At 64.7% G+C, this 19,795-nt stretch carries 21 protein-coding genes; 10 read left to right on the top strand and 11 right to left on the bottom strand.

What is annotated here, in order from left to right; all coding sequences use genetic code 11:
- Positions 1 to 12 precede the first annotated feature (12 nt).
- Positions 13 to 2,142, bottom strand: coding sequence for a M13 family metallopeptidase (locus ED21_RS03925; protein WP_006832538.1), 2,130 nt, complete (start codon positions 2,140 to 2,142; stop codon positions 13 to 15).
- Between the two features lie 130 nt (positions 2,143 to 2,272).
- Complete coding sequence (locus ED21_RS03920; RefSeq protein WP_006832537.1) at positions 2,273 to 4,084, bottom strand: ABC transporter transmembrane domain-containing protein; 1,812 nt, start codon at positions 4,082 to 4,084, stop codon at positions 2,273 to 2,275.
- Positions 4,085 to 4,274: 190 nt separating this feature from the next.
- Here ED21_RS03920 and ED21_RS03915 point away from each other — a divergent pair, with 190 nt between their 5' ends.
- Complete coding sequence (locus ED21_RS03915) at positions 4,275 to 5,495, top strand: polyhydroxyalkanoate depolymerase (RefSeq protein ID WP_006832536.1); 1,221 nt, start codon at positions 4,275 to 4,277, stop codon at positions 5,493 to 5,495.
- Between the two features lie 51 nt (positions 5,496 to 5,546).
- Entirely contained in the window at positions 5,547 to 5,912 is a 366-nt protein-coding gene (locus ED21_RS03910; protein ID WP_006832535.1) for an STAS/SEC14 domain-containing protein, read from the top strand.
- Here ED21_RS03910 and fghA read toward each other — a convergent pair.
- From fghA to ED21_RS03885, 5 genes are read right to left on the bottom strand one after another with little or no spacing between them, the layout of a single operon-like run.
- Positions 5,909 to 6,748, bottom strand: a complete 840-nt coding sequence (fghA, locus tag ED21_RS03905) for an S-formylglutathione hydrolase (RefSeq protein ID WP_006832534.1) — start codon at positions 6,746 to 6,748, stop codon at positions 5,909 to 5,911. The genes ED21_RS03910 and fghA overlap by 4 nt on opposite strands.
- 15 nt (positions 6,749 to 6,763) lie before the next feature.
- Complete coding sequence (locus ED21_RS03900; protein ID WP_006832533.1) at positions 6,764 to 7,267, bottom strand: prolyl-tRNA synthetase associated domain-containing protein; 504 nt, start codon at positions 7,265 to 7,267, stop codon at positions 6,764 to 6,766.
- A gap of 3 nt (positions 7,268 to 7,270) precedes the next feature.
- Complete coding sequence (locus tag ED21_RS03895) at positions 7,271 to 7,651, bottom strand: VOC family protein (RefSeq protein WP_034921534.1); 381 nt, start codon at positions 7,649 to 7,651, stop codon at positions 7,271 to 7,273.
- A 12-nt stretch (positions 7,652 to 7,663) separates the two neighbouring features.
- A complete protein-coding gene (locus ED21_RS03890; RefSeq protein ID WP_006832531.1) occupies positions 7,664 to 8,017 on the bottom strand; it encodes a cupin domain-containing protein in 354 nt (117 codons plus the stop codon).
- Entirely contained in the window at positions 8,017 to 9,126 is a 1,110-nt protein-coding gene (locus ED21_RS03885; RefSeq protein ID WP_006832530.1) for an S-(hydroxymethyl)glutathione dehydrogenase/class III alcohol dehydrogenase, read from the bottom strand. Before ED21_RS03885 ends, ED21_RS03890 begins: the two co-directional genes overlap by 1 nt.
- A 95-nt stretch (positions 9,127 to 9,221) precedes the next feature.
- Between ED21_RS03885 and ED21_RS03880 the strand changes: the two genes are divergently transcribed.
- The 3 genes from ED21_RS03880 (at position 9,222) to ED21_RS03870 (ending at position 10,906) form a co-directional block, all read left to right on the top strand.
- Positions 9,222 to 9,617 carry a hypothetical protein gene (locus ED21_RS03880; protein ID WP_006832529.1) on the top strand — a complete coding sequence of 132 codons (396 nt, stop codon included), beginning with the start codon at positions 9,222 to 9,224 and terminating at the stop codon, positions 9,615 to 9,617.
- Positions 9,618 to 9,689: 72 nt separating this feature from the next.
- Positions 9,690 to 10,154 carry a hypothetical protein gene (locus ED21_RS03875; protein ID WP_006832528.1) on the top strand — a complete coding sequence of 155 codons (465 nt, stop codon included), beginning with the start codon at positions 9,690 to 9,692 and terminating at the stop codon, positions 10,152 to 10,154.
- 80 nt (positions 10,155 to 10,234) lie between these two features.
- Entirely contained in the window at positions 10,235 to 10,906 is a 672-nt protein-coding gene (locus tag ED21_RS03870; RefSeq protein WP_006832527.1) for a glutathione S-transferase family protein, read from the top strand.
- A gap of 368 nt (positions 10,907 to 11,274) precedes the next feature.
- Here the strand turns inward: ED21_RS03870 and mutM are convergent, their stop codons facing one another.
- Positions 11,275 to 12,090: a bifunctional DNA-formamidopyrimidine glycosylase/DNA-(apurinic or apyrimidinic site) lyase gene (mutM, locus tag ED21_RS03860; RefSeq protein WP_006832525.1), complete on the bottom strand. Its 816-nt coding sequence runs from the start codon at positions 12,088 to 12,090 to the stop codon at positions 11,275 to 11,277.
- Between the two features lie 56 nt (positions 12,091 to 12,146).
- On the opposite strand from mutM, the gene ED21_RS03855 reads away from it, so the two are divergent.
- On the top strand, positions 12,147 to 12,878 hold the full coding sequence (locus ED21_RS03855) for a class I SAM-dependent methyltransferase (RefSeq protein ID WP_006832524.1): 732 nt from the start codon (positions 12,147 to 12,149) through the stop codon (positions 12,876 to 12,878).
- A gap of 3 nt (positions 12,879 to 12,881) precedes the next feature.
- The gene (gene ubiB, locus ED21_RS03850) at positions 12,882 to 14,444 is read left to right on the top strand and encodes a 2-polyprenylphenol 6-hydroxylase (RefSeq protein ID WP_006832523.1); all 1,563 of its coding nucleotides are present in this window, start codon (positions 12,882 to 12,884) and stop codon (positions 14,442 to 14,444) included.
- Here the strand turns inward: ubiB and ED21_RS03845 are convergent.
- Positions 14,422 to 14,823 (bottom strand): hypothetical protein, encoded by a 402-nt coding sequence (locus ED21_RS03845; protein WP_156787282.1) that lies wholly within the window; start codon positions 14,821 to 14,823, stop codon positions 14,422 to 14,424. The two genes, ubiB and ED21_RS03845, sit on opposite strands and share 23 nt — an antisense overlap.
- A gap of 122 nt (positions 14,824 to 14,945) precedes the next feature.
- Here ED21_RS03845 and ED21_RS03840 point away from each other — a divergent pair, with 122 nt between their 5' ends.
- The gene (locus ED21_RS03840) at positions 14,946 to 16,751 is read left to right on the top strand and encodes a phosphopantothenate--cysteine ligase family flavoprotein (protein WP_006832521.1); all 1,806 of its coding nucleotides are present in this window, start codon (positions 14,946 to 14,948) and stop codon (positions 16,749 to 16,751) included.
- Positions 16,744 to 17,205 carry a dUTP diphosphatase gene (gene dut / locus ED21_RS03835; protein WP_006832520.1) on the top strand — a complete coding sequence of 154 codons (462 nt, stop codon included), beginning with the start codon at positions 16,744 to 16,746 and terminating at the stop codon, positions 17,203 to 17,205. Before ED21_RS03840 ends, dut begins: the two co-directional genes overlap by 8 nt.
- A 17-nt stretch (positions 17,206 to 17,222) precedes the next feature.
- Here dut and ED21_RS03830 read toward each other — a convergent pair whose 3' ends face one another.
- Positions 17,223 to 17,771 (bottom strand): hypothetical protein, encoded by a 549-nt coding sequence (locus ED21_RS03830; RefSeq protein ID WP_006832519.1) that lies wholly within the window; start codon positions 17,769 to 17,771, stop codon positions 17,223 to 17,225.
- A gap of 129 nt (positions 17,772 to 17,900) precedes the next feature.
- Between ED21_RS03830 and ED21_RS03825 the strand changes: the two genes are divergently transcribed.
- Positions 17,901 to 18,929 (top strand): transcriptional regulator, encoded by a 1,029-nt coding sequence (locus ED21_RS03825; protein ID WP_006832518.1) that lies wholly within the window; start codon positions 17,901 to 17,903, stop codon positions 18,927 to 18,929.
- 73 nt (positions 18,930 to 19,002) lie between these two features.
- On the opposite strand, the gene ED21_RS03820 is transcribed toward ED21_RS03825, so the two are convergent.
- A complete protein-coding gene (locus ED21_RS03820; protein WP_034921391.1) occupies positions 19,003 to 19,746 on the bottom strand; it encodes a DUF4136 domain-containing protein in 744 nt (247 codons plus the stop codon).
- Positions 19,747 to 19,795 lie beyond the last annotated feature (49 nt).

Here is a 19,795-nt window from a genome sequence, read left to right as displayed (position 1 = left end):
GTGGAGATTGTTTTACCAGATGGTAATCCGCTCTTCCGGCGGCAGGTAGAGGTCGTCGTCGGAGGTGACGCCGAACGCGTCGTACCAGGCGTCCATGTTCCGCACGATGCCATTCACGCGGAATTCTTCCGGGCTGTGCGGATCGGTGGTCAGGCGCTGGCGGGCGGCCGCTTCGCGCTGCTGCGAACGCCACACCTGCGCCCAGGCAAGAAAGAAGCGCTGGTCGCCGGTCAGGCCGTCGATAACCTTGTCTTCCTTACCGTTCAGCGAGAGCTTGTAGGCGCGATAGGCAAGGCTGAGGCCGCCGAGGTCGCCGATGTTCTCGCCCAGCGTAAGGCGGCCGTTGACGCAGGTTTCGCCATCATCGAGTGGGCAGTAGCTGTTGTACTGCTCGACCAGCGCATCGCCCAGCTTGTCGAACGCCTTTCGGTCGGCGTCGGTCCACCAGTTGCGCAGCGCGCCCGTACCGTCCGACTTCGAACCCTGATCGTCGAACCCATGGCCCATTTCATGGCCTATGACACCGCCGATACCGCCATAGTTCACGGCCGGGTCGGCGCTGATGCCGAAGAAGGGCTGCTGCAGGATCGCTGCGGGGAAGACGATCTCGTTCTTGGTCGGGTTGTAATAGGCGTTGACTGTCTGCGGCAGCATGTACCACTCGGTCCGGTCGATCGGTCCGCCCAGCTTGGACAGCATGTCCTGCCAGCCCCATTCGGCCGCCGCCATGCGGTTGGCGATGGGGGCGCCGGAGGCAATCGCGAGACCCTCGTAGGTTTCGAGATTTTCGCGATAGCCGATCTTGGGGTCGAAGGCGTCGAGCTTGGCGACGGCCTGTTCCTTGGTCGCTTCACCCATCCAGTCGAGCCCGTCGATCGACTGCGCCATGGCCTTGCGCAAATTCGCGACCAGTTCGTCCATCGCGGCCTTGTTCTCGGGTGGGAAGTATTCGGCGACATAGGATTTGCCGAGAAGTTCGCCGAGCAGGCCCTCGGTCTCGCCGATCGCCCGTTTCCAGCGCGGGCGCTGTTCGGGCGTCCCGTTGAGCGTGGTGCCGTAGAAGGCGAACTGGGCGTCATCGAAACGCTTGGGAAGGACCGCGGCGTTGGAGGACAGGAAGCCCTTGGCGGTCCACGCCTGCAACACGTCCATCGGCGTGTCCAGGATCAGTTGCATTGCGGCGGGCATGCCGCCGCCGATCTTGGCCAGCGTTTCGGCATCGAGGCCGAGTTCCTCGGCGCGCTCGGGGCTGGGCGGCAGGTCGGTGACGATGAAGCGGTCGATATCCTCGAAGCCGCTGGCGGTCAGCATGGCTGCAAGCGGGAAGCCTCCGGCCTTCGCGTTCAGCTCTTCGGGCGTCAGCGCGTTGTAGGTGAGATCGTCGTTGCGGCGCGTGGCACGGTCCCAGGCGACCTTGCGGGCCAGCGAATCCTCGAAGTCGTAGACCTTCTCCGCCATGCCGGAGGCATCGGCATAGCCCGCTTCGCCGAGCAGGAAGGCGAGGTAGTCGCGATACTTCGCCTGGATGTCCTTACCCTTTTCGCTTTGGTCGAGGTAGTAGTCGCGATCGGGCAGACCGAGGCCGCCCGATCCGGCGTGCACCGAATAGCGGGTCGGCTCCTTCGCATCGACTTCGACATAGGCATAGAGCGGTGAGGAATAGCCCGGCGTGCCCCAGACTTCCGCCAGCGCGGCGAGCGTATCGGCGCCCTTGATCGCGTCGAGGTGGGGCTGAGCGGGCGCGAGCCCGGCGGATTCGATCGCGGCGGTGTCGAGATAGGTGTTATAGGCCTCGACGATGCGCTTCTCGTCCGCGCTCAGCGTGGCCGGATCCTTGGAGGTGAGCCGGTCGACCAACGCCTTCACGTCCGCGGTCGACTTTTCGCGCAGCAGGTTGAAGGCGCCGAAGCGGCTGAATTCGGCCGGCAGCGGATTGGCATCCAGCCATTTCTGGTTCGCGTAGGCGAAAAAGTCGTCGCCCGGATCGACGTCGGTCGAAAGTGTGGTGGGATCGAAACCCCATTCGCCGAAGCTCATGGTGGGCGTGGGCACTTCTTCAGTGGCGGCGTCGTCCGCGAAGGCGGGCGCGCTCAGCGCGAGGGCCAACGCCGAGGCACCGAGTGCGAAAATCTTGGTGTTCATATGGATACTCCCGGTCTTTGCTGGCCGCCGGCACTCCCCCGTGCCCATACGACCGCATGGAGTTTGGATAGCAGGATGAAGGAGCGACAGACTCCGTTCGTCGGACCGCAACCGGGCTTTATCGAGGGAATCAGGCAGGCGCGTGGCCGAATTGCAGCTGGGCAAGGCGCGCATAGAGGCCGCCGTTACCCGCCAACTGGTCGTGCGTACCCTGTTCGAGCAGCTGGCCATCCTCCATCACCACGATCCGGTCCGCCGCGCGCACGGTGGCGAGGCGGTGGGCGATGACCAGCGTGGTACGGTTCTCCATCAGCCGGTCGAGGGCGCCCTGCACCAGCCGTTCGCTTTCGGCGTCGAGCGCGCTGGTTGCCTCGTCGAGCAGGAGGATCGGGGCGTCGCGCAAAAGCGCGCGGGCAATTGCCACGCGCTGACGCTGGCCGCCCGATAGCTGGGTGCCGTTCTCGCCAAGATAGGTGTCGAGACCCTGCGGCAGGTTCTCGAGGAACTCGGCGGCGTTGGCGGCGCGGGCGGCGGCCCAGATATCCTCTTCGCTCGCATCCCAATTGCCGTAGCGCAGATTGTCGCGCGCGCTGGCGGAGAAGAGCACGCCTTCCTGCGGAACGAAGGCTATCCGCTTGCGCACCTCGGCAGGATCCGCCTTGGTCAGCGGAATACCGTCGAGGCGGATCGTGCCCGCCTGCGGGTCGTAGAACCGCTCGGCCAGCTGGAAGATGGTGGATTTGCCTGCGCCCGAGGGGCCGACGATGGCCACCGTCTCGCCCGGTTCCACCTCGAGCGTAAAATCTGTGAGCGCCGGCACTTCCAGCCGCGTCGGATAGCGGAAGGTCACGTTGCGGAAGGAGAGGCTGCCGCGCGGCGGGCCGGGCAGGGCTTGCGGCTTGGCCGGAGACGCGATTTCGGGTTGCTCATCCAGCAATTCCGACAGGCGGCTGGCCGCACCGGCGGCGCGCAGCAGGTCGCCATAAACCTCGGTCAGCGCGCCGAACGCGCCGGCCACAAGCGCGGCGGTAAACACGAAGGAGATGATTGTGCCATAGGTGATGCTGCCCTCGCTGGCGGCTTCCGCGCCGCGCCATACGAGAACGGTGATCCCGCCGAAGACGAACAGGATGATGCAGGCGGTGAGCGCGGCGCGCAGCGCGATGCGGCGCTTGGCGACGCTGAAAGTTCGCTCGACCGTGTCGCCGAAGCGGGCCTCTTCGCGGCCCTCCTGGTTGAAGCCCTGCACGATCTTCATCGCCGACAGCACTTCGGTCACGCTCGCCCCGATGTCGGCCACGCGGTCCTGGCTGGTGCGGCTGACGGTGCGCAGGCGCCTTCCGAAAAGCGTGATCGGAATGACGATCGCCGGGATGATCAGCAGCATGCCCACGGTCAGGCCGGGGATGAGGTAGAACAGGTAGGCGGTCCCGCCGATGGCGACGAGGAGGTTCCGCAGGGCGACCGAGACGGTGGTGCCCACGGTGGTCTCGATGATCGCCGTGTCCGAGGTCATCCGGCTGGAGATTTCCTTGGGGCTGTTGATCTCGAAGAAACCGGGGGCGAGCCGCAGCAGATTCGCCTGCACGCGCTTGCGCACATCGGCCACCACGCGCTCGCCCAGCCAGCTGACGAAATAGAACCGCATCGCCGTGCCAAACGCGAGCACGGTCACGATCATCAGCAGGATCCGGAACCAGAAGGCGAGCTGCGATCCGTCGCCGCCCATGCCTTCATCGACGGCGTAGCGCAGGAAATAGGGGATCGAGAGCGTGGACATCGCGGTAATGACCAGCGCGACGACCGCGAGCCCGACATGGCCGGGATATTTGCGCAATTCGTCGAAGACCATGCGCAGCGGCTTGAGGCTGCGCTTCTCGCGCTCGCCCTTGCGGCGGAAGATGCCCCGCTTCGGTTTGGGAATACTGCCCGTCTCGTCCATTACCGCTCACCTAGTGCGGCGCGAGCCCAAAATCCACCGGGCAAAATCCACAGGCGAGGGACCTTAGCGGCACTTTTACCCCGTTTGTGCATTGCACAATGAGGTTTGGCACGGCACACTCGCTCTCTTTTCCACTTGAGCAAAGCCCGTAGCCAGAAACACAACAGGCGGGTCGCAGGGGACGCTTTGAATGCTGTATCACGCCTACGAATTGCAACGCAGCTGGCTGTCGAGCGCCAGCACCTGGGCCTCGATCGGGGCCGAAATGCTGTCCAATCCGGCGCTGCCGTTCGGCTATATGGGGATGGGCCCGGTGGCCGCCAGCGCGCTCGACGTTTTCGCCCACGCCACGGCGACCTATGGCAAGCCCGCCTGGGGCATCGAGACGGTCGAGGCAGGCGGCATACACCATCCCGTGGTCGAGGCGACCGTGGTCAACAGGCCCTTCGGCGACCTCAAGCGCTTCCGCCGCGAGGGTCTGCCCGAAGACGCGCCGCGCCTCCTGATCGTGGCGCCGATGAGCGGCCACTACGCCACGCTCCTGCGCGGCACGGTCGAGCGGATGCTCGAGAATTACACCGTCTACGTCACCGACTGGGCCGACGCTCGCAACGTGCCGCTGCACGAGGGGCATTTCGACCTCGACGACTACATGGACTACGTGATCGGGTTCCTAGAGCATATCGGGCCCGGGGGGCATGTCATGGCGGTCTGCCAGCCCAGCGTGCCGGTCTTCGCCGCGACCGCGATCATGAACCGCGACAACCACGAATGCGCACCGAAGACGCTGACCATGATGGGCGGCCCGATCGACACGCGCTGCTCGCCCACCAGCGTCAACGATCTCGCCATGGACCGCCCGATCGAGTGGTTCCGCCACAACGTCATCGCCACCGTGCCGATGCAGTATCGCGGCGCCGGGCGGCGGGTCTATCCCGGCTTCATGCAGCTCGCCGGCTTCATGAGCATGAACCTCGGCAATCACATGCAGAGCCATTACGAGATGTTCAAACACCTCACCGCTGGCGACGAGGCATCGGCGCAGGCGACCAAGGATTTCTACGACGAGTACCGCAGCGTCTGCGACATGACCGCAGAATTCTACCTGCAGACCGTGCAGGAGGTGTTCCAGGACCACTCCATCCCCAACGGCACCTTCATGCATCGCGGCAAGCGCATCGACCTCGGCGACATCACGGAAACGGCCCTCCTCGCCATCGAAGGCGAGCGCGACGACATCTCAGGGCTGGGCCAGACGCGCGCCGCGCTGGAGCTGACGCCGAACCTCGATGCGTCGAAAAAGCGCTACTACATGGCCGAGGGCGCCGGGCATTACGGCATCTTCAATGGCAGCAAATGGCGCGGCAAGATTGCCCCGGTGGTGGAGGAATTCATCGCGGCGCACGGGTGAGGCGAAGTCGGGCCTTTCGTGCTATAAGTAGCGCTAGAGGAGGCCGGACCCATGCTCGCCATAACCCAGCCGAAGCCCGGGCGGCTCGACATCGAACTCGACGGAGAACTCGATGCCGACATCATGCGCACGGCGCTCGATGAGCTGATTGCCAAGTCCGAGGGCATCAGCAACGGACGCATGCTCTACCGGATCGGCGATTTCCATATGCCGACGCTGGGCGCGCTTGCCGTCGAGCTGAGGCGCCTGCCCAGGCTTTTCGGCCTGCTCGGCAAGTTTGAAAAATGCGCCGTCGTCAGCGAGGCAAGCTGGATCCGCAAGGTCGCCGAGATCGAGGGGGCCCTGCTTCCCGGAATTGAAATTCGGAGCTTCGAACCGGGCCAGGCCGACGTCGCGGAGGAATGGCTGGCGCTTTAGCCCAACCGCGCCCCATGCCACGCCACATGCTCGGCCATGAAGGTCGAGATGAAGTAATAGGAGTGGTCGTAACCCTCCTGCATCCGGATTTCTGCAGGGATGCCGGCCTTGGCGCAGGCGACCGACAGGAGGCCGGTCTTCAGCTGTTCTTCGAGAAAATTGTCCGCCGTGCCCTGGTCGACCAGCAGGTGGTCCACCCGCGCGCCGCCTTCGATTAGCGCGACTGCATCGTATTGGCCCCAGGCTTCGCGGTCCTCTCCCAGATAATGTGACAGCGCTTTCTCGCCCCAAGGCACCCTGCTCGGTGCGACGATGGGGGCGAAGGCGCTGACCGAGCGGAAGCGTTCGGGATTCCGCAGGGCAATGGTGAGTGCGCCATGGCCGCCCATCGAATGGCCGGTGATGCCTTGCCGTGCCATGTCGGCGGGGAAATTCGTTTCGATCAGCGCGGGCAGTTCGTCCTCGATATAGCTGCGCATGCGGTAGTGCTGCGCCCACGGTTCTTGCGTCGCGTCGACATAAAAACCCGCGCCCTTGCCGAAGTCGTATTCGTCGTCTGCGTCGGGCACGGTTTCGCCCCGCGGGGAGGTGTCGGGCGCGACGAAGATTACGCCATGATCGGCGCAAGCCGCGCGGTATTCGCCCTTCTCGGTGACATTGGCGTGCGTGCAGGTGAGGCCCGAAAGATACCACAGCACCGGCAGCTTCGCGCCCGCTTCGTGCGGCGGGACATAGACCGAGAAGGTCATCTCTGTCCCCGTCGCCTCCGACTGGTGCGAGAGGACGAACTGGTCGCCTCCAAAAGCCTTGTTCTGCGAAAGGTAGTCGAGCGTCATGCGGTTTCCAGCTGATCAGTCTTGGGCGGGTATGTCTGCGATTACGGGCGCATGACCCCAATGCTCGATCAGCCGCAAGGTGTCCGCGCCGGAGAGGCCGATGGTCGCGGTGTTACGAAGCGGATGGACGTTGATCCGGTCCGCTTCGGCGAGGCTGCGGTCCAGGACCACGGTGATATTCCCCGGCTCGGCGTGGATTGCCCCCAGCGGCGTGACCGACCCCGGTGTCAGGCCGAGCAGGCGTTCCATGTCGTGGGGCTTGCCGAAGCTCACCCGCTTGCAGCCGATAGCCTCGGGCAGGGCCTTGAGGTCGACGCCCATTTCGGCCGGCACGGTGACCAGCCAGAAAACGCCGCCCACATCTTTGAGGAACAGATTCTTCGTGTGCGCGCCGGGGATCGCCTCTTTCACCCCGCGGCTTTCCTCCACGGTGAAGACGGCCTCGTGCTCGTGATGCTCGAAGGGGATTGCGAGGGCTTTCAGGTCCGCCCGCAATCCCGCTTCGCCGCGCTTCGTCAAGGCTCAGCCCGGACGGTGCATCGCGCAGACCTTGTTGCCGGCCGGATCTCGCAGATAAGCAAGGTAAAGCTTCATGCCGGCGCCTTCGCGCAGGCCCGGCGGGTCTTCGATCTCGGTGCCGCCGTTTTCGCTGCCGGCCTTGTGCCAGGCATCGGCCATTTCCTCGCTCGAGGCGGCAAAGCCGATGGTCGAGCCGTTGCCGCAGCTCGCGGGCTGCCCGTCGATCGGCTTGGTCAGCAGGAAAATCCCGCCGTTGTGCATGTAGATCACGCGGCCCTTGGGATCGATCTGGCCCTCGCGCCCGCCCAGCGCCTTGAAGCAGGCGTCGTAGAACTTCTTCGAGGCCTCGATATCGTCGGCCCCCAGCATGACATGGCTGAACATCATTCTCTCTCCTTATGCCTCGACCGCCACGGTCGCGGTTGTCTCGTCGCCGGTATTTGGCGCACCTGCCGGGTCGAGCAGCAGGACCTGCACCTCGCCCTTGCGCGCCACCGGCCTGTGTTCCTCGCCCGCCGCAATCAGCAGCAGGTCGCCCTGGTTGAGCGTTTCGGTCCGGTCCCGGAACTCGATGTCGAGCTCGCCGTCGACGCACAGGAAGAGCTCGTCATGGGTGTGGCTGTGCCAGTCGAACGCGCCGTCAAGCTTGGCGATGCGGACCTCGTGCCCTTCGTAGCGCGCGACGATGCGCGGCGCCCAATGCTCGGTGAATGCGCCGAACTTCTCGGCCAGGTTCACCTTTTGCGGCATCAGTCGAACACCACGACCGAGCGGATGCTCTCGCCCGCATGCATCAGGTCGAAGCCCTTGTTGATCTCTTCGAGCTTCAGGACGTGGGTGATCATCGGGTCGATCTGGATCTTGCCGTCCATGTACCAGTCGACGATCTTGGGCACGTCGGTGCGGCCCTTGGCTCCGCCGAAGGCCGTGCCGCGCCAGTTGCGGCCCGTCACCAGCTGGAAGGGACGCGTCTCGATGGTCTTGCCCGCTTCCGCCACGCCGATGATGATCGACGTGCCCCAGCCCTTGTGACAGCATTCGAGCGCCTGGCGCATCACATCGGTGTTGCCGGTGCAGTCGAAGCTGTAATCCGCCCCGCCGTCGAGCATCTCGACGATGGTGGCGACGACATCCTTCTCGTTCTTGGGGTTGATGAAGTCGGTCATGCCGAAATGTGTCGCATAGCTCTTCTTGTCGGGATTGATGTCGACGCCCACGATCCGGTCCGCGCCCGCCATGCGCGCGCCCTGAATCACGTTGAGGCCGATCCCGCCAAGGCCGAAGACCACCACATTGTCGCCCGGCTTGACCTGCGCCGTGTTCACCACCGCGCCGACGCCCGTCGTCACGCCGCAGCCGATATAGCAGCTGGTGTGGAACGGCGCGTCCTCCCGGATCTTGGCGACCGCGATTTCGGGAAGAACGGTGAAGTTGGAGAACGTCGAGCAGCCCATGTAATGGTAGATCGGCTTGCCCTGGTAACTGAACCGGGTGGTCCCATCAGGCATCAGGCCCTTGCCTTGCGTTTCGCGGATCGCGCTGCACAGGTTCGTCTTGCCCGAGAGGCACATTTTGCACTGGCGGCATTCGGGGGTGTAGAGCGGGATGACATGGTCGCCCGGCTTGACCGAAGTCACGCCCTTGCCGACCTCGCGCACGATCCCTGCGCCTTCATGGCCCAGAACGCTGGGGAACAGCCCCTCGCTGTCCAGCCCGTCGAGCGTATAGGCGTCGGTGTGGCAGATGCCTGTCGCCTTGATTTCGACCAGCACCTCGCCCTCTTTCGGACCTTCGAGATCGAGTTCGACGACCTCCAGCGGTTTCTTGGCTTCGAAGGCGACGGCGGCTCTGGTCTTCATTTAAAACGAATCTCCTCTTCGCGCTTGGCGTAGGGAAGCGAGTGTGCAGGGGCAAGTTGCTTGCGGTTCAGGCAGGCTCGGCTAGGGACGAATGCATGCTCAAATACCTTCTTGCGTTTCCGGTGATCACCATGGCCGCTTCTGCCAGCGGCCAAGATACGCGTGTCGTGCCGCCGGTAATGGGTTTCGAGACTGAAAGGCCCGAACTCAATGCGCAGCAAGCGGCAACATTACGGTGTTCGGCGGCGTTTGGTATCGTCGCGCATGGCCAGGCGAATGGCGATGAGGTTGCTTTGCAGTACCCTCCGCTCAACGAGCGCGGAAAGGAATTCTTCGTGCGAGCGGGCGCGCGCCTGATGGACGAGCTGGGCCTCGACCGCGATGGCATCCAAGCGCTGGTTTCGGCCGAAGCGCAGCGGTTATGGGACGAGGACGCGATTGGCGACGTCATGCCCGCGTGCCTGCTGCTGCTTGACGCATCGGGCGTCTGATCCTCGTTCAGCCCTGTTTCAGTGGCGCCTCGGTATTGCGTACCGATAGCCGAAACCATTCGGGGTAGACCAATGCGTAAATTCCTTTTCACCGCTTTTGCCGGCGCCGCCGTGCTCGCGCCCGCTCCCCTGCTCGCGCAGGACGCCGAGAGCGATGCGCCCCTTGCGCTGGCCGAACCGGACGCGCCGCTCTCCGGCATGGCCGAGAAGATGAAGGACCCCGAGCAGCAGCGCCAGATGGCGCTCATGCTGCGCACGATGACCGAAGTGCTGCTCGACATGCCGCTCGCCCCGATGGTGGACTCGATGAGCGCGATCGCGGGTGAGGACGCGCCGCAAGTCGATCCCGACGCCACCCTGCGGTCGCTCGCGCCGGGTTCCAGCCGCGTGCCCGAAGAAATCGAGAAGACCCTGCCGCGCGCGCTCGACACGATGGGCTCGATGGCCGAAGCCTTCGACACCATGATGCCCGCGCTAAGGCAGATGGGCCGCGAGATGGCGCAGCGCATGAAGGAAACCGCGCCGCAGGCGGATTGACCCCGGCAGCGATTTTCTTGCGCCAATAGAGCGCGATGATGTGGATTTTGCCGCGCGGGTGAGGCATGGGGTGGGCCAGCATGTGGCAGCTCCACCAATTCCCCTTGTGTCCCTTCAGCCGGAAACTGCGCCTTCTCCTCGGCGAGAAGTCGGTGGCCTACGAGCTGGTGCGCGAGAACCCGTGGGACGGGCGTGACGCCTTCTGGCAACTCAACCCTGCGGGCAAGACGCCGGTGCTGCACGACCCTGCGCGCCGCGTGACGCTGTGCGACAGCCAGGCGATCTGCGAATTCATGGAAGAGACGGTGGAGCGTAACCCGATGATTTCGGGCAACGCGATGCAGCGCGCGGAAATCCGCCGGTTGACCACGCTGTTCGACGAGAATTTCTACGCCGACGTGACCGAGCCTGCGCTGCACGAGAAGATGAAGAAGCGGCTGATCACCAAGCAGCCGCCCGACGGGCAGGTGCTGCGGAGCATGGGCCGGATGCTGCACGGCCACTTGGACTATATCGACTGGTTGGTCGACACGCGGCAATGGCTCGCGGGGCCGCAGCTGAGCCTTGCCGACCTCACCTGCGCGGCGCATCTCTCGGTGGTGGATTACCTCGGCGCGGTCGACTGGCGTGGGCACGAGCAGGCGCAGGGCTGGTACATGGTCATGAAAAGCCGCCCCAGCTTCCGCCCGCTGCTAGCTGAGAAGATGGACGGGCTGCCCCCGCCCCGGGAATACGCTTCGCTGGATTTGTGAGGTGCACAGAAGGTGACACATCCAGCAGCCCTAACTGGCATCGTGCGTTGAGCGGGTCCGAAATCCGTCGGCGCTTGCTTTTGTCGGTGCAGCGAGCGCTTCTCGGCGTGGTTCCACCTAACTTGCGGTCGGTTACGTGCGACTGGGAAGAATTCGAAATTCGACTTCGCTTTGTTTTCGATGGTGAGATCGCCGAAGATCGGGCTGAGGACATGCGAATTGTCGGATCGGAAGTGATCTCCGACTTCAATGAGCCTTGGACGATAAAGGAGGAGATCGAGCGCCTCGACTTTCCGGGAGACCGTCGCTCGCGCGCTCTGAGTTTGACCGCATACGCTCGCAAAGAATGAGCGTAAACCGGATTAGTTCTACCTCTGACAAACCGGGCAGAACCACGTGCTGCGCCCGCCCTGCACGATGCGGCGGATCGTGCCGCCGTCCTCGTGGTGGCAGGGCTCGCCCTCGCGGCCGTAGACGTGGAAGCGGGTGGCGAAATAGCCCAGGTTTCCGTCGGGCTGGGCGAAATCGCGTAGGGTGCTGCCGCCGTCGCGAATGGATCGCTCCAGCACGTCCTTGATCGCGGGGACGAGCCGGCGAAGCTGCGGCATGGTCACCTTGCCGCCTGCCTTTCGCGGATGAATGCCCGCATGCCACAGCGCCTCGCACACGTAGATATTGCCTAAGCCTGCAACGATGCTCTGGTCGAGCAACAGCAGCTTGATCGCCTGCTTGCGCCCGCGCGTCGCCTCGCGCAGGTGCTCGGGGGTGAGGTCGTCACCCAGCGGCTCGGGCCCCAGCGCGGCGAAGGGTTTCCATGTCACCAGCTCGCCGCTCGTCATCAAATCGACCGAGCCGAAGCGGCGCGGGTCGTTGAGCGCGAAGCGGTGGCCCGCGGTTTCGATCACCAGATGGTCGTGCTTTTCATCCTCAGCCGGGTCGATCCGCCAGCGCCCGCTCATGCCGAGGTGGAACACCATCGCGTGGTCGCGACTGGTGTGGATGAGGCCGTATTTCGCCCGGCGCGAGAGATGCGTCACACTCGCGCCCGTCAACGCCTGCACCAGATCGGGCGGGAAGGGGCGGCGCATATCGGGGCGGTTGACCGTGACCCGCGTGATCGTCTCGCCTTGAAGGAACCGCGCAAGGCCGCGCACCGTTGTTTCGACTTCGGGAAGCTCTGGCATGAAATCCCCTCTAACACCCTTTGCGCCCCGCTCAATTCCCCCTAAGGCCTCTCCCCATGAGTGACACCGTTTCCTTCGGCTACGAAGACATCGATGCGAGTGAAAAGACCGGCCGCGTGGGCGAGGTCTTTTCCAATGTCGCGGCCAAATACGACATCATGAACGACGCGATGAGCGGCGGGATGCATCGGCTGTGGAAGGACCGCTTCGTCCGCCGCGTGAAGCCGCAGCCGGGCGAGCAGATCCTCGACATGGCCGGCGGCACGGGCGACATCGCCTTCCGCATGGCCGAAAAGGGCGCGAGCGTTACCGTGTCCGACATCAACCAGGACATGCTCGACGTCGGTATCGAACGCGCAATGGAGCGCGGGATCGACGGGCTGGTATGGTCCCGCCAGAACGCCGAGGAACTGACTTTCTCCAGCCGCACTTTCGATGCTTACACCATCGTCTTCGGCATCCGGAACGTGACCTTCATCGACAAGGCCCTGCGCGAGGCGCACCGCGTGCTCAAATTCGGCGGGCGGTTCTACTGCATGGAGTTCAGCCAGACGGACTGGCCCGGCTTCAAGGAGGTCTACGATCTCTATTCGCACCAGCTCATGCCCAAGATCGGCAAGGCCATCGCGAATGACGAGCAAAGCTATCGCTACCTCGCCGAATCGATCCGCCGCTTCCCCAAGCCGCCCGAATTCGAAACGATGATCCGCGACGCGGGCTTCGAAAACACGCGGGTCGAGAAAATCCTCGGCGGCGCGGTCAACATCCATTCGGGGTGGAAAGTCTAACCGGTGGCACGCCCCGCAACGCATATCTTCCGGCTCCTGAAATGGGGCCGCACGCTGGCGAGGCACGGCGCGCTGCGCGGGATCGAGCGCGACCCCAACACGCCGCCGCCGGTCAAGCGCCTTGCCCGTATCGCCCGCTTCGGCACGGTGCAGCCGAAAGAGCCGGACTATGCCGGTGCGTTCCGCGAAATCGGACCTGCTGCTATCAAGCTCGGCCAGACGCTGGCGACGCGGCCCGACCTCGTGGGCGAGGAGGCGGCCCACAATCTCCTGAGCCTGCAGGACAATCTTCCCCCGGTCCCCTTCGAGCAGATCAAGGCGAGCATCGAGGCGAGTTTCGAGCAGCCGCTGGAAAACCTCTGGGCCGAATTCGACCCGGTCCCGGTAGGCGCTGCCTCCATTGCGCAGGTCCACCGCGCGGTCACGACCGAAGGCAAGACTGTTGCCGTCAAGGTCCTGCGCCCCGGCGTGCGCGAGCAATTCGCCCGCGATATCGACACTTACGAATGGGCGGCCGCCCATCTCGAAAGCTTCGGCGGAGAGGCTGCGCGCCTGCGCCCGCGCCTCACCATCGCCAATTTCAAGCGCTGGACCAATCGCGAGCTCGACCTGCGCCGCGAAGCCGCCAGCGCGTCGGAACTTGCCGAGCATATGGTCGGCACAGAAAAATACGAAATTCCGCAGATCGACTGGGACCGCACCAATGGCCGGGTGATGACCATCGACTGGATCGACGGCATCAAGATCAGCAACACCGAAGCGCTGATTGCTGCAGGCCATGACATGGACGAACTGGCGAGCCGCCTCGTGCTCGCCTTCCTGAAGCAGGCCATCGCCGCCGGGTTCTTCCACGCCGATATGCACCAGGGGAACCTGTTCGTGAAAGCGGACGGCACCATCGCGGCCATCGATTTCGGCATCATGGGCCGGATCGACCGGCAGGCGCGCATGTGGCTGGCGGAAATCCTCTACGGCCTGACGACGGGCAATTACCGCCGCGTCGCCGAAATCCATTTCGAGGCGCAATACGTCCCGAGCTATCACAATGTCGACGAGTTCGCGACGGCGCTGAGGGCGGTGGGCGAGCCGATGCGCGGCAAGCCGGTGAGTGAATTGTCGGTCGGCCAGATGCTCGACGGGCTGTTCGCGATCACGCGCGATTTCGACATGCAGACGCAGCCGCACCTGCTGTTGCTGCAAAAGACAATGGTGATGGTCGAAGGCATCGCCACCCAGCTCAATCCCAGCATCAACATGTGGGATGTGTCCGCCCCTTATGTGCGCAGCTGGATCCGCGACGAGCTGGGGCCGGAAGCCGCGATTGCCGACCGTATCCGCGAGGACACCGAGACGCTGCTGCGCATCCCCGACCTCGTGCGAAGGATCGAGGACCGCTTCCCGCCCAAGGGAGGCGCACCCGAACCGCCGCCGCTGCCCGAGATACCGATCGAATTCGGCCCGGGCGCGCCCAAGCGCGAACGCCGTGGCTGGCTCGGCTATCTCGCCGCGATGGGCCTTGGCGGGCTAGCCGTCTGGGCTGCGTCTACGCAGGGTTTGCTGGGCTGACTTTTCCGCCTGGGAAGGTCTTGATGGCCAGCACCATCACGATGATGTGCAGCGCCTCGACCGCCATCGGACCGTACCAAAGCTCGTAATCGCCAACCACGATCAGGTTCACCAGCCGCCCGGTAAAGGCGATGACGAACAGCATCAGTGCGGGCCACAATATATCGCCCCGGCGCTTCCATGCCGCCCATCCTTCGCAGAATGCCGCAACGAGGAAGAAGGCGGTGAAATCGGCGCGCATCGAGGACAGGCCCTGCTCGTTCGGCGACTGGAGGCCGAAATCGGCACCAGCCGTTGCGGGGTCGAAGAAGAAGCTCAGGCCCAGGAACAGGTTCAGCAGCGCTCCCAGCGCTAGCAGCCCCACAAGAATGAAATGCATGTCGAATTCCCCCGTCGTTACCGATTTCTTCACCATAGGCTGGCAAGGCTGCACTTGAAAGGTGCGCTTTTGCGCGCTGGCAATGACGGACAGGGGGCGCTAGCAAGCGCATCGATGACGCTATGGGAATTCACCAGCCGGTCCGCGCGGCGCATGCTGCGCACCACGACAACAGCGGGAAGGCCGGCGTGAGCGGGCCGAAGATCCTACTCGTGATCGGGGGCGGTATCGCCGCTTACAAGAGCTGCGAGCTCGTGCGCCTGATCCGCAAGGCGGGCGGCGACGTGACCTGCGTCCTGACCGAGGGCGGGCAGCAGTTCGTCACGCCGATGGCACTCGCCGCGCTTAGCGAAAACAAGGTCTACACCTCGCTGTTCGATCTCAAGGACGAGGTCGAGATGGGCCATATCCAGCTTTCGCGGCAGGCGGACCTCGTGGTCGTGTGCCCGGCGACGGCGGATATCCTCGCCAAGATGGCCGCCGGCATTGCCGACGATCTCGCCACCACGCTGATCCTCGCGACCGACAAGCCGGTCGTCACCGTGCCTGCCATGAATGTGCGCATGTGGGAGCATTCGGCCACCCAGCGCAACGCCGACTGGTTGCGCCAGGCCGGTGTCACCGTGATGGACCCGGACGAGGGCGCGATGGCCTGCGGCGAATTCGGCCCCGGTCGCCTGCCCGAGCCGGCTGCCATCCTGCAGATGATCGCCGAGACGCTCGATCTCGATATCGACCTTCCCGAGCTGGCTGCGCCCGCGCCGCAGCTCGCCCCGCCGGTCGCCAAGAAGGCCGCCGCCGAGGACGTGCAGGTGCTCGAGGAAGAGGACCTTGAGGACGAGGATTTCGAGGAGGTCGACGGCGAGGAAGAGGATCTCTCCTCCGGTTCCGGCCTCGGCAGCCTGCTCAACGCGATCATCCCGCGCTCCACCGCCAAGCGCAGCCAGCAGGAAATCGAAGAGGATTTCGACGCGGAAGAGCTCGAGGACGTCGAGATGGACTTCGAGGAAGAGCCGGTCGAGGACGGCCCCTTCGAAGTCGACATGAACAGCCCGCTGCTCGCCAAGAAGGGCGGCGCGGCGGCCGCTCCGCCGACCGATGCCAAAGCGATCAACGACCAGGTCGGCAATCAGGACACGCGCGCCAAGGCGCAGCCGATCCCCGAAGAGATGGAAGCTCTCGAGCCGGAACAGGCGCTCGCCGCCGATCCGCTTCATGGCCAGGCGATCTTCGACGAAGATCCCGAACACCGCCCGCTCTACGGCAAGCACGTGCTCGTCACCGCTGGCCCGACGCGCGAGCCGATCGACCCGGTGCGCTACATCGCCAACCGCTCGAGCGGGAAGCAGGGCTTCGCGATTGCCGCCATGGCTGCTGCTGCCGGTGCCCGCGTAACGCTGGTCGCGGGGCCGGTCCATTTGCCTACGCCGGTCGGTGTCGACCGTATCGACGTCGAAACCGCCGACGACATGGCCGAGGAAGTGCGCAACGCGCTGCCCGCCGACGCTGCCTTCATGGTCGCCGCCGTGGCCGACTGGAAGAGCCGCCATGTCGCCGCCGAGAAGATGAAGAAGCGTGGCTCTGCCCCGCCGGCGCTCATCCTCGCCGAGAATCCCGATATCCTTGCTGCCGTCGCCGCCGGGCGCAAGCGTCCGCACCTCCTCATCGGCTTTGCTGCCGAGACCGAGAACGTGGTCGAGAACGCCAAGTCCAAGCGCAAGCGCAAGGGTGCGGACTGGATCATCGCCAACAACGTGGCCGGTGCCGAAGGCGAGAGCGTGATGGGCGGGGACCTCAACCAGGTCCACATCGTCACCTCGGGTGGGGTCGAAAGCTTGGCCGAAATGCCAAAGGAAGAGGTCGCCCGCGAACTCGTCCGCCGCGCCGCCGAAGCGCTCGCCGAGCCGGAAGTCGATCCGCGTGACTGATCCTGTCGGTGTTCAGATCAAGCGCCTGCCGCATGGCCACGGGCTCGACCTGCCCGCCTATGCGACCGAGGGTGCGGCGGGCATGGATGTTCTTTCCGCCGAAAGCGTGACTTTAAGGCCGGGCCAGCGCCATGCGGTCGCCACGGGCCTCGCCATGGCCATTCCGCATGGTTATGAATTCCAGGTCCGCCCGCGTTCGGGCCTCGCATTGAAGCACGGCATCTCCGTGCCCAACACGCCGGGCACGATCGACAGCGACTATCGCGGCGAGTTGAAAGTCATCCTGATCAACCACGGCGCCGACGATTTCGCCATCGCCCGCGGCGACCGCGTGGCGCAGCTCGTGCTCGCTCCCGTTACGCAGGCAGCTTTTCAGGAAGTCGACGAGCTCGACGAAACGACCCGCGGCGAAGGCGGCTTCGGCTCGACCGGCGGCCACGCGAAGCTGGCCTGAATTGCTAGCCTGAGCTTCTAGTTATCCACGAGTCGGCGGGCGCGGTGAAACGCGCCGGCGGATGCCCCCCAAATCAACGCGAAGAACGCCAGCACGCCCCACTCCACGGCGTGTCCGGGCATCGTCCAAAGACCGGCCACGATCCCGACGACGAACTGACCCGCACTTAGAGCAGCCATCAACCACCGCATGCCAGCCGGCTGCAACCTGAGGGCAAGGCTCGCGACGACCGCCAAGACCACCATCGCAAAAAACAACAGGTTGGTCGGCTCGCTCTCGCTACCGATTATGCCGACCGCTGCGTTGCTCCACAGGGTCAGGAAACCGCCGAGGACTGCAAGCGCAATGCCGAGGCGCTGCGGCGTGTTGCGTGCGCTTCGAACCGCCAGCTCGATACCTGCGCCCAACAGGCCGAGGAGGATGGCAGCGAACAGAAAGTCGCTGCCAGTCCAATCGACGTCGGGTGTGAACTGCATCGCGATGGCGGGCAGGGCGAGGAGGGCGAGCAAAGCGCCCCAACCGGCGATCCGCCATCCGTTGATCCTTTGCGTGCTTGAACGGGTCATGTCGTGTCCTTGTGCTGGCTGTTGCGATGCCCCCTGACCTAGCCACCACCCTCGTGAGCGGCATGAGCAATTCCTGAGCAATGGCTGAAACCCTTCCTCACTGCCGCATCATCGCCTAACCAGCAGCCGATGGGAGAAACCACCGGCCTCGTGCGCTTCGGCGACTTTACGCTCGACCTGCACGGACGGCGCCTGCTGCGTGGCGGCGAGGCTGTCGAGCTGGGGAGCCGCTATTTCGATGCGCTTGTGCTGCTTGCGACCCATCCCGGAGAGCTGATCTCCAAGACGCGGTTCATGGACGATGTCTGGCGCGGCATTCCCGTGACCGACGAGGCACTGACTCAGGCCATCCGCACCCTGCGCCGCGCGCTCGGCGACGAGGCATCGGCCCCCCGCTATATCGAGACCGTGCCGAAGCACGGCTATCGGTTCATTGCGGAGTTGGACGACGCCCCTCCGGCTTCGCCTCCACCGCACGCCCCCTCGCAATCGCATGCTGCCCGATTGGCGGGCGCTACGACGCTCGGCGGCCTTGCGGCAGGCATCCTCGGAGGGTTTTTCTACGGGATCTTGGGGACCGACGGCAGTGCTGGCGGCTTCGTGACCATCCTTCTGCTGACCATCGCTCTGGCCGTCCTCGGTGGCGCGGGTATCGGAGCGGGGATGGCGCTCACTGCGTCATGGCGCATCCGGAGTGGCTGGGCGCTGGTAGCCGGAGGTGGGGCCGGAGGCGTCGTAATCGGCGGCCTCGGTTCGGCGCTGGCCGTGTACGGGCTACAGGCGCTCACCGGCGCGACCCCTCCTCCGGTGACCGGTATGTTCGAAGGACTGGCGCTGGGCGTTGCCGCAAGTTGCGCGCTGGTGCTGGCCTTGCAGCTCGACCTCGACCGCTTTGCGGCGGGTCTTCTGGCAAGCGCTGTCGGAGCGCTCGTGGCAGGGCTGACGGCATTCTGGGGCGGTCGGTTCTACGGCTCGACGCTGGTGATGCTTGAGGAGGAATTCCCGCTATCTCGCCTCGACATGGCGGGTGTGGCATCGTTGTTCCGCGAAGACGGGTTCTACATGATCTCCCAATTCGGCACCGCCATGCTCGAAGGCGCTGTCTTCGCCTCGGCGCTCGTGATCGCGAACCTCCGCTGGCGAGTGGATCGGGCATGAAAAAGGGCGACCCGATCCATGGTCGCCCTCCTCGGTTGCTCCCGTCCGGGGGAGCGATCTTGTTGCGCCGCGATCAGTCGATCCGGCGAACCGTATTCTCGTCTTCCGGCTTGACCGAGATGCGCACCGTCTCGCCCGAATTGCCCGGGAAATCGGTGAACATGGCCTCGACCAGGTTCGGCACGAGGTACTGCAGGCGGTTCGAGGTCGACAGGGCCTGCGCCTTGCCCTCGAATAACCGCTCACCCGTACCGGCGCGATCGATCTTCATGTCGATGCCGCTGGTGTAGACGGTGTAGCTGCGCACTTCCGGGCCACCGAACCACGGGTCGTAGAAACCGTAGCCCCACGCGCTCGAGCGGTAGCGGGTGCGCACCAGGCGTCCGTCGCGCGTGCGGTAGAAGGCCGGGCGATAGAAGGGTGCACGGCGATAGCCGAAGCCCCCGTAATAGCCGCGCCAGGGCGAATAGAACGGGTCGTGGAACCCGGTGGTGCGAACGCGTTCGCGGCCGTTGTCAACGCCGTAGTCGAAACGGACCAGCAGGGTCGCGTCTTCGGCCGACGGGGCCTGGACATAGCCGAGGCGCGCCATCTGCGCTTCGACATGGTCCGCATATTGCGAGAATTCGAGACCGCCGGCCAGACTCGGATCCTCGGCGACGACGTAGAAGCTCTCGCCCTCGGGCGCGGGCAACTGCGTCTGGAAGCGCGAGACATCGGCCTTGAACGGCGTGGCGCAGGCGGCAAGGCCTGCGAGGATCATCGGAACGGAGGCCAGCTTGAGAGTGTGCCCCCAACCCCTGGTACGGGTAGTCATAGCTCGGGTCCTTTCACATCGTGCATCGGCACCGCTAGTCTTGCGAAAC

Source organism: Erythrobacter sp. SD-21, from assembly GCF_000181515.1.
In the GTDB taxonomy this organism is placed as follows: Bacteria; Pseudomonadota; Alphaproteobacteria; order Sphingomonadales; family Sphingomonadaceae; genus Qipengyuania.
This window is presented reverse-complemented; position numbering and strand designations above follow the sequence as displayed.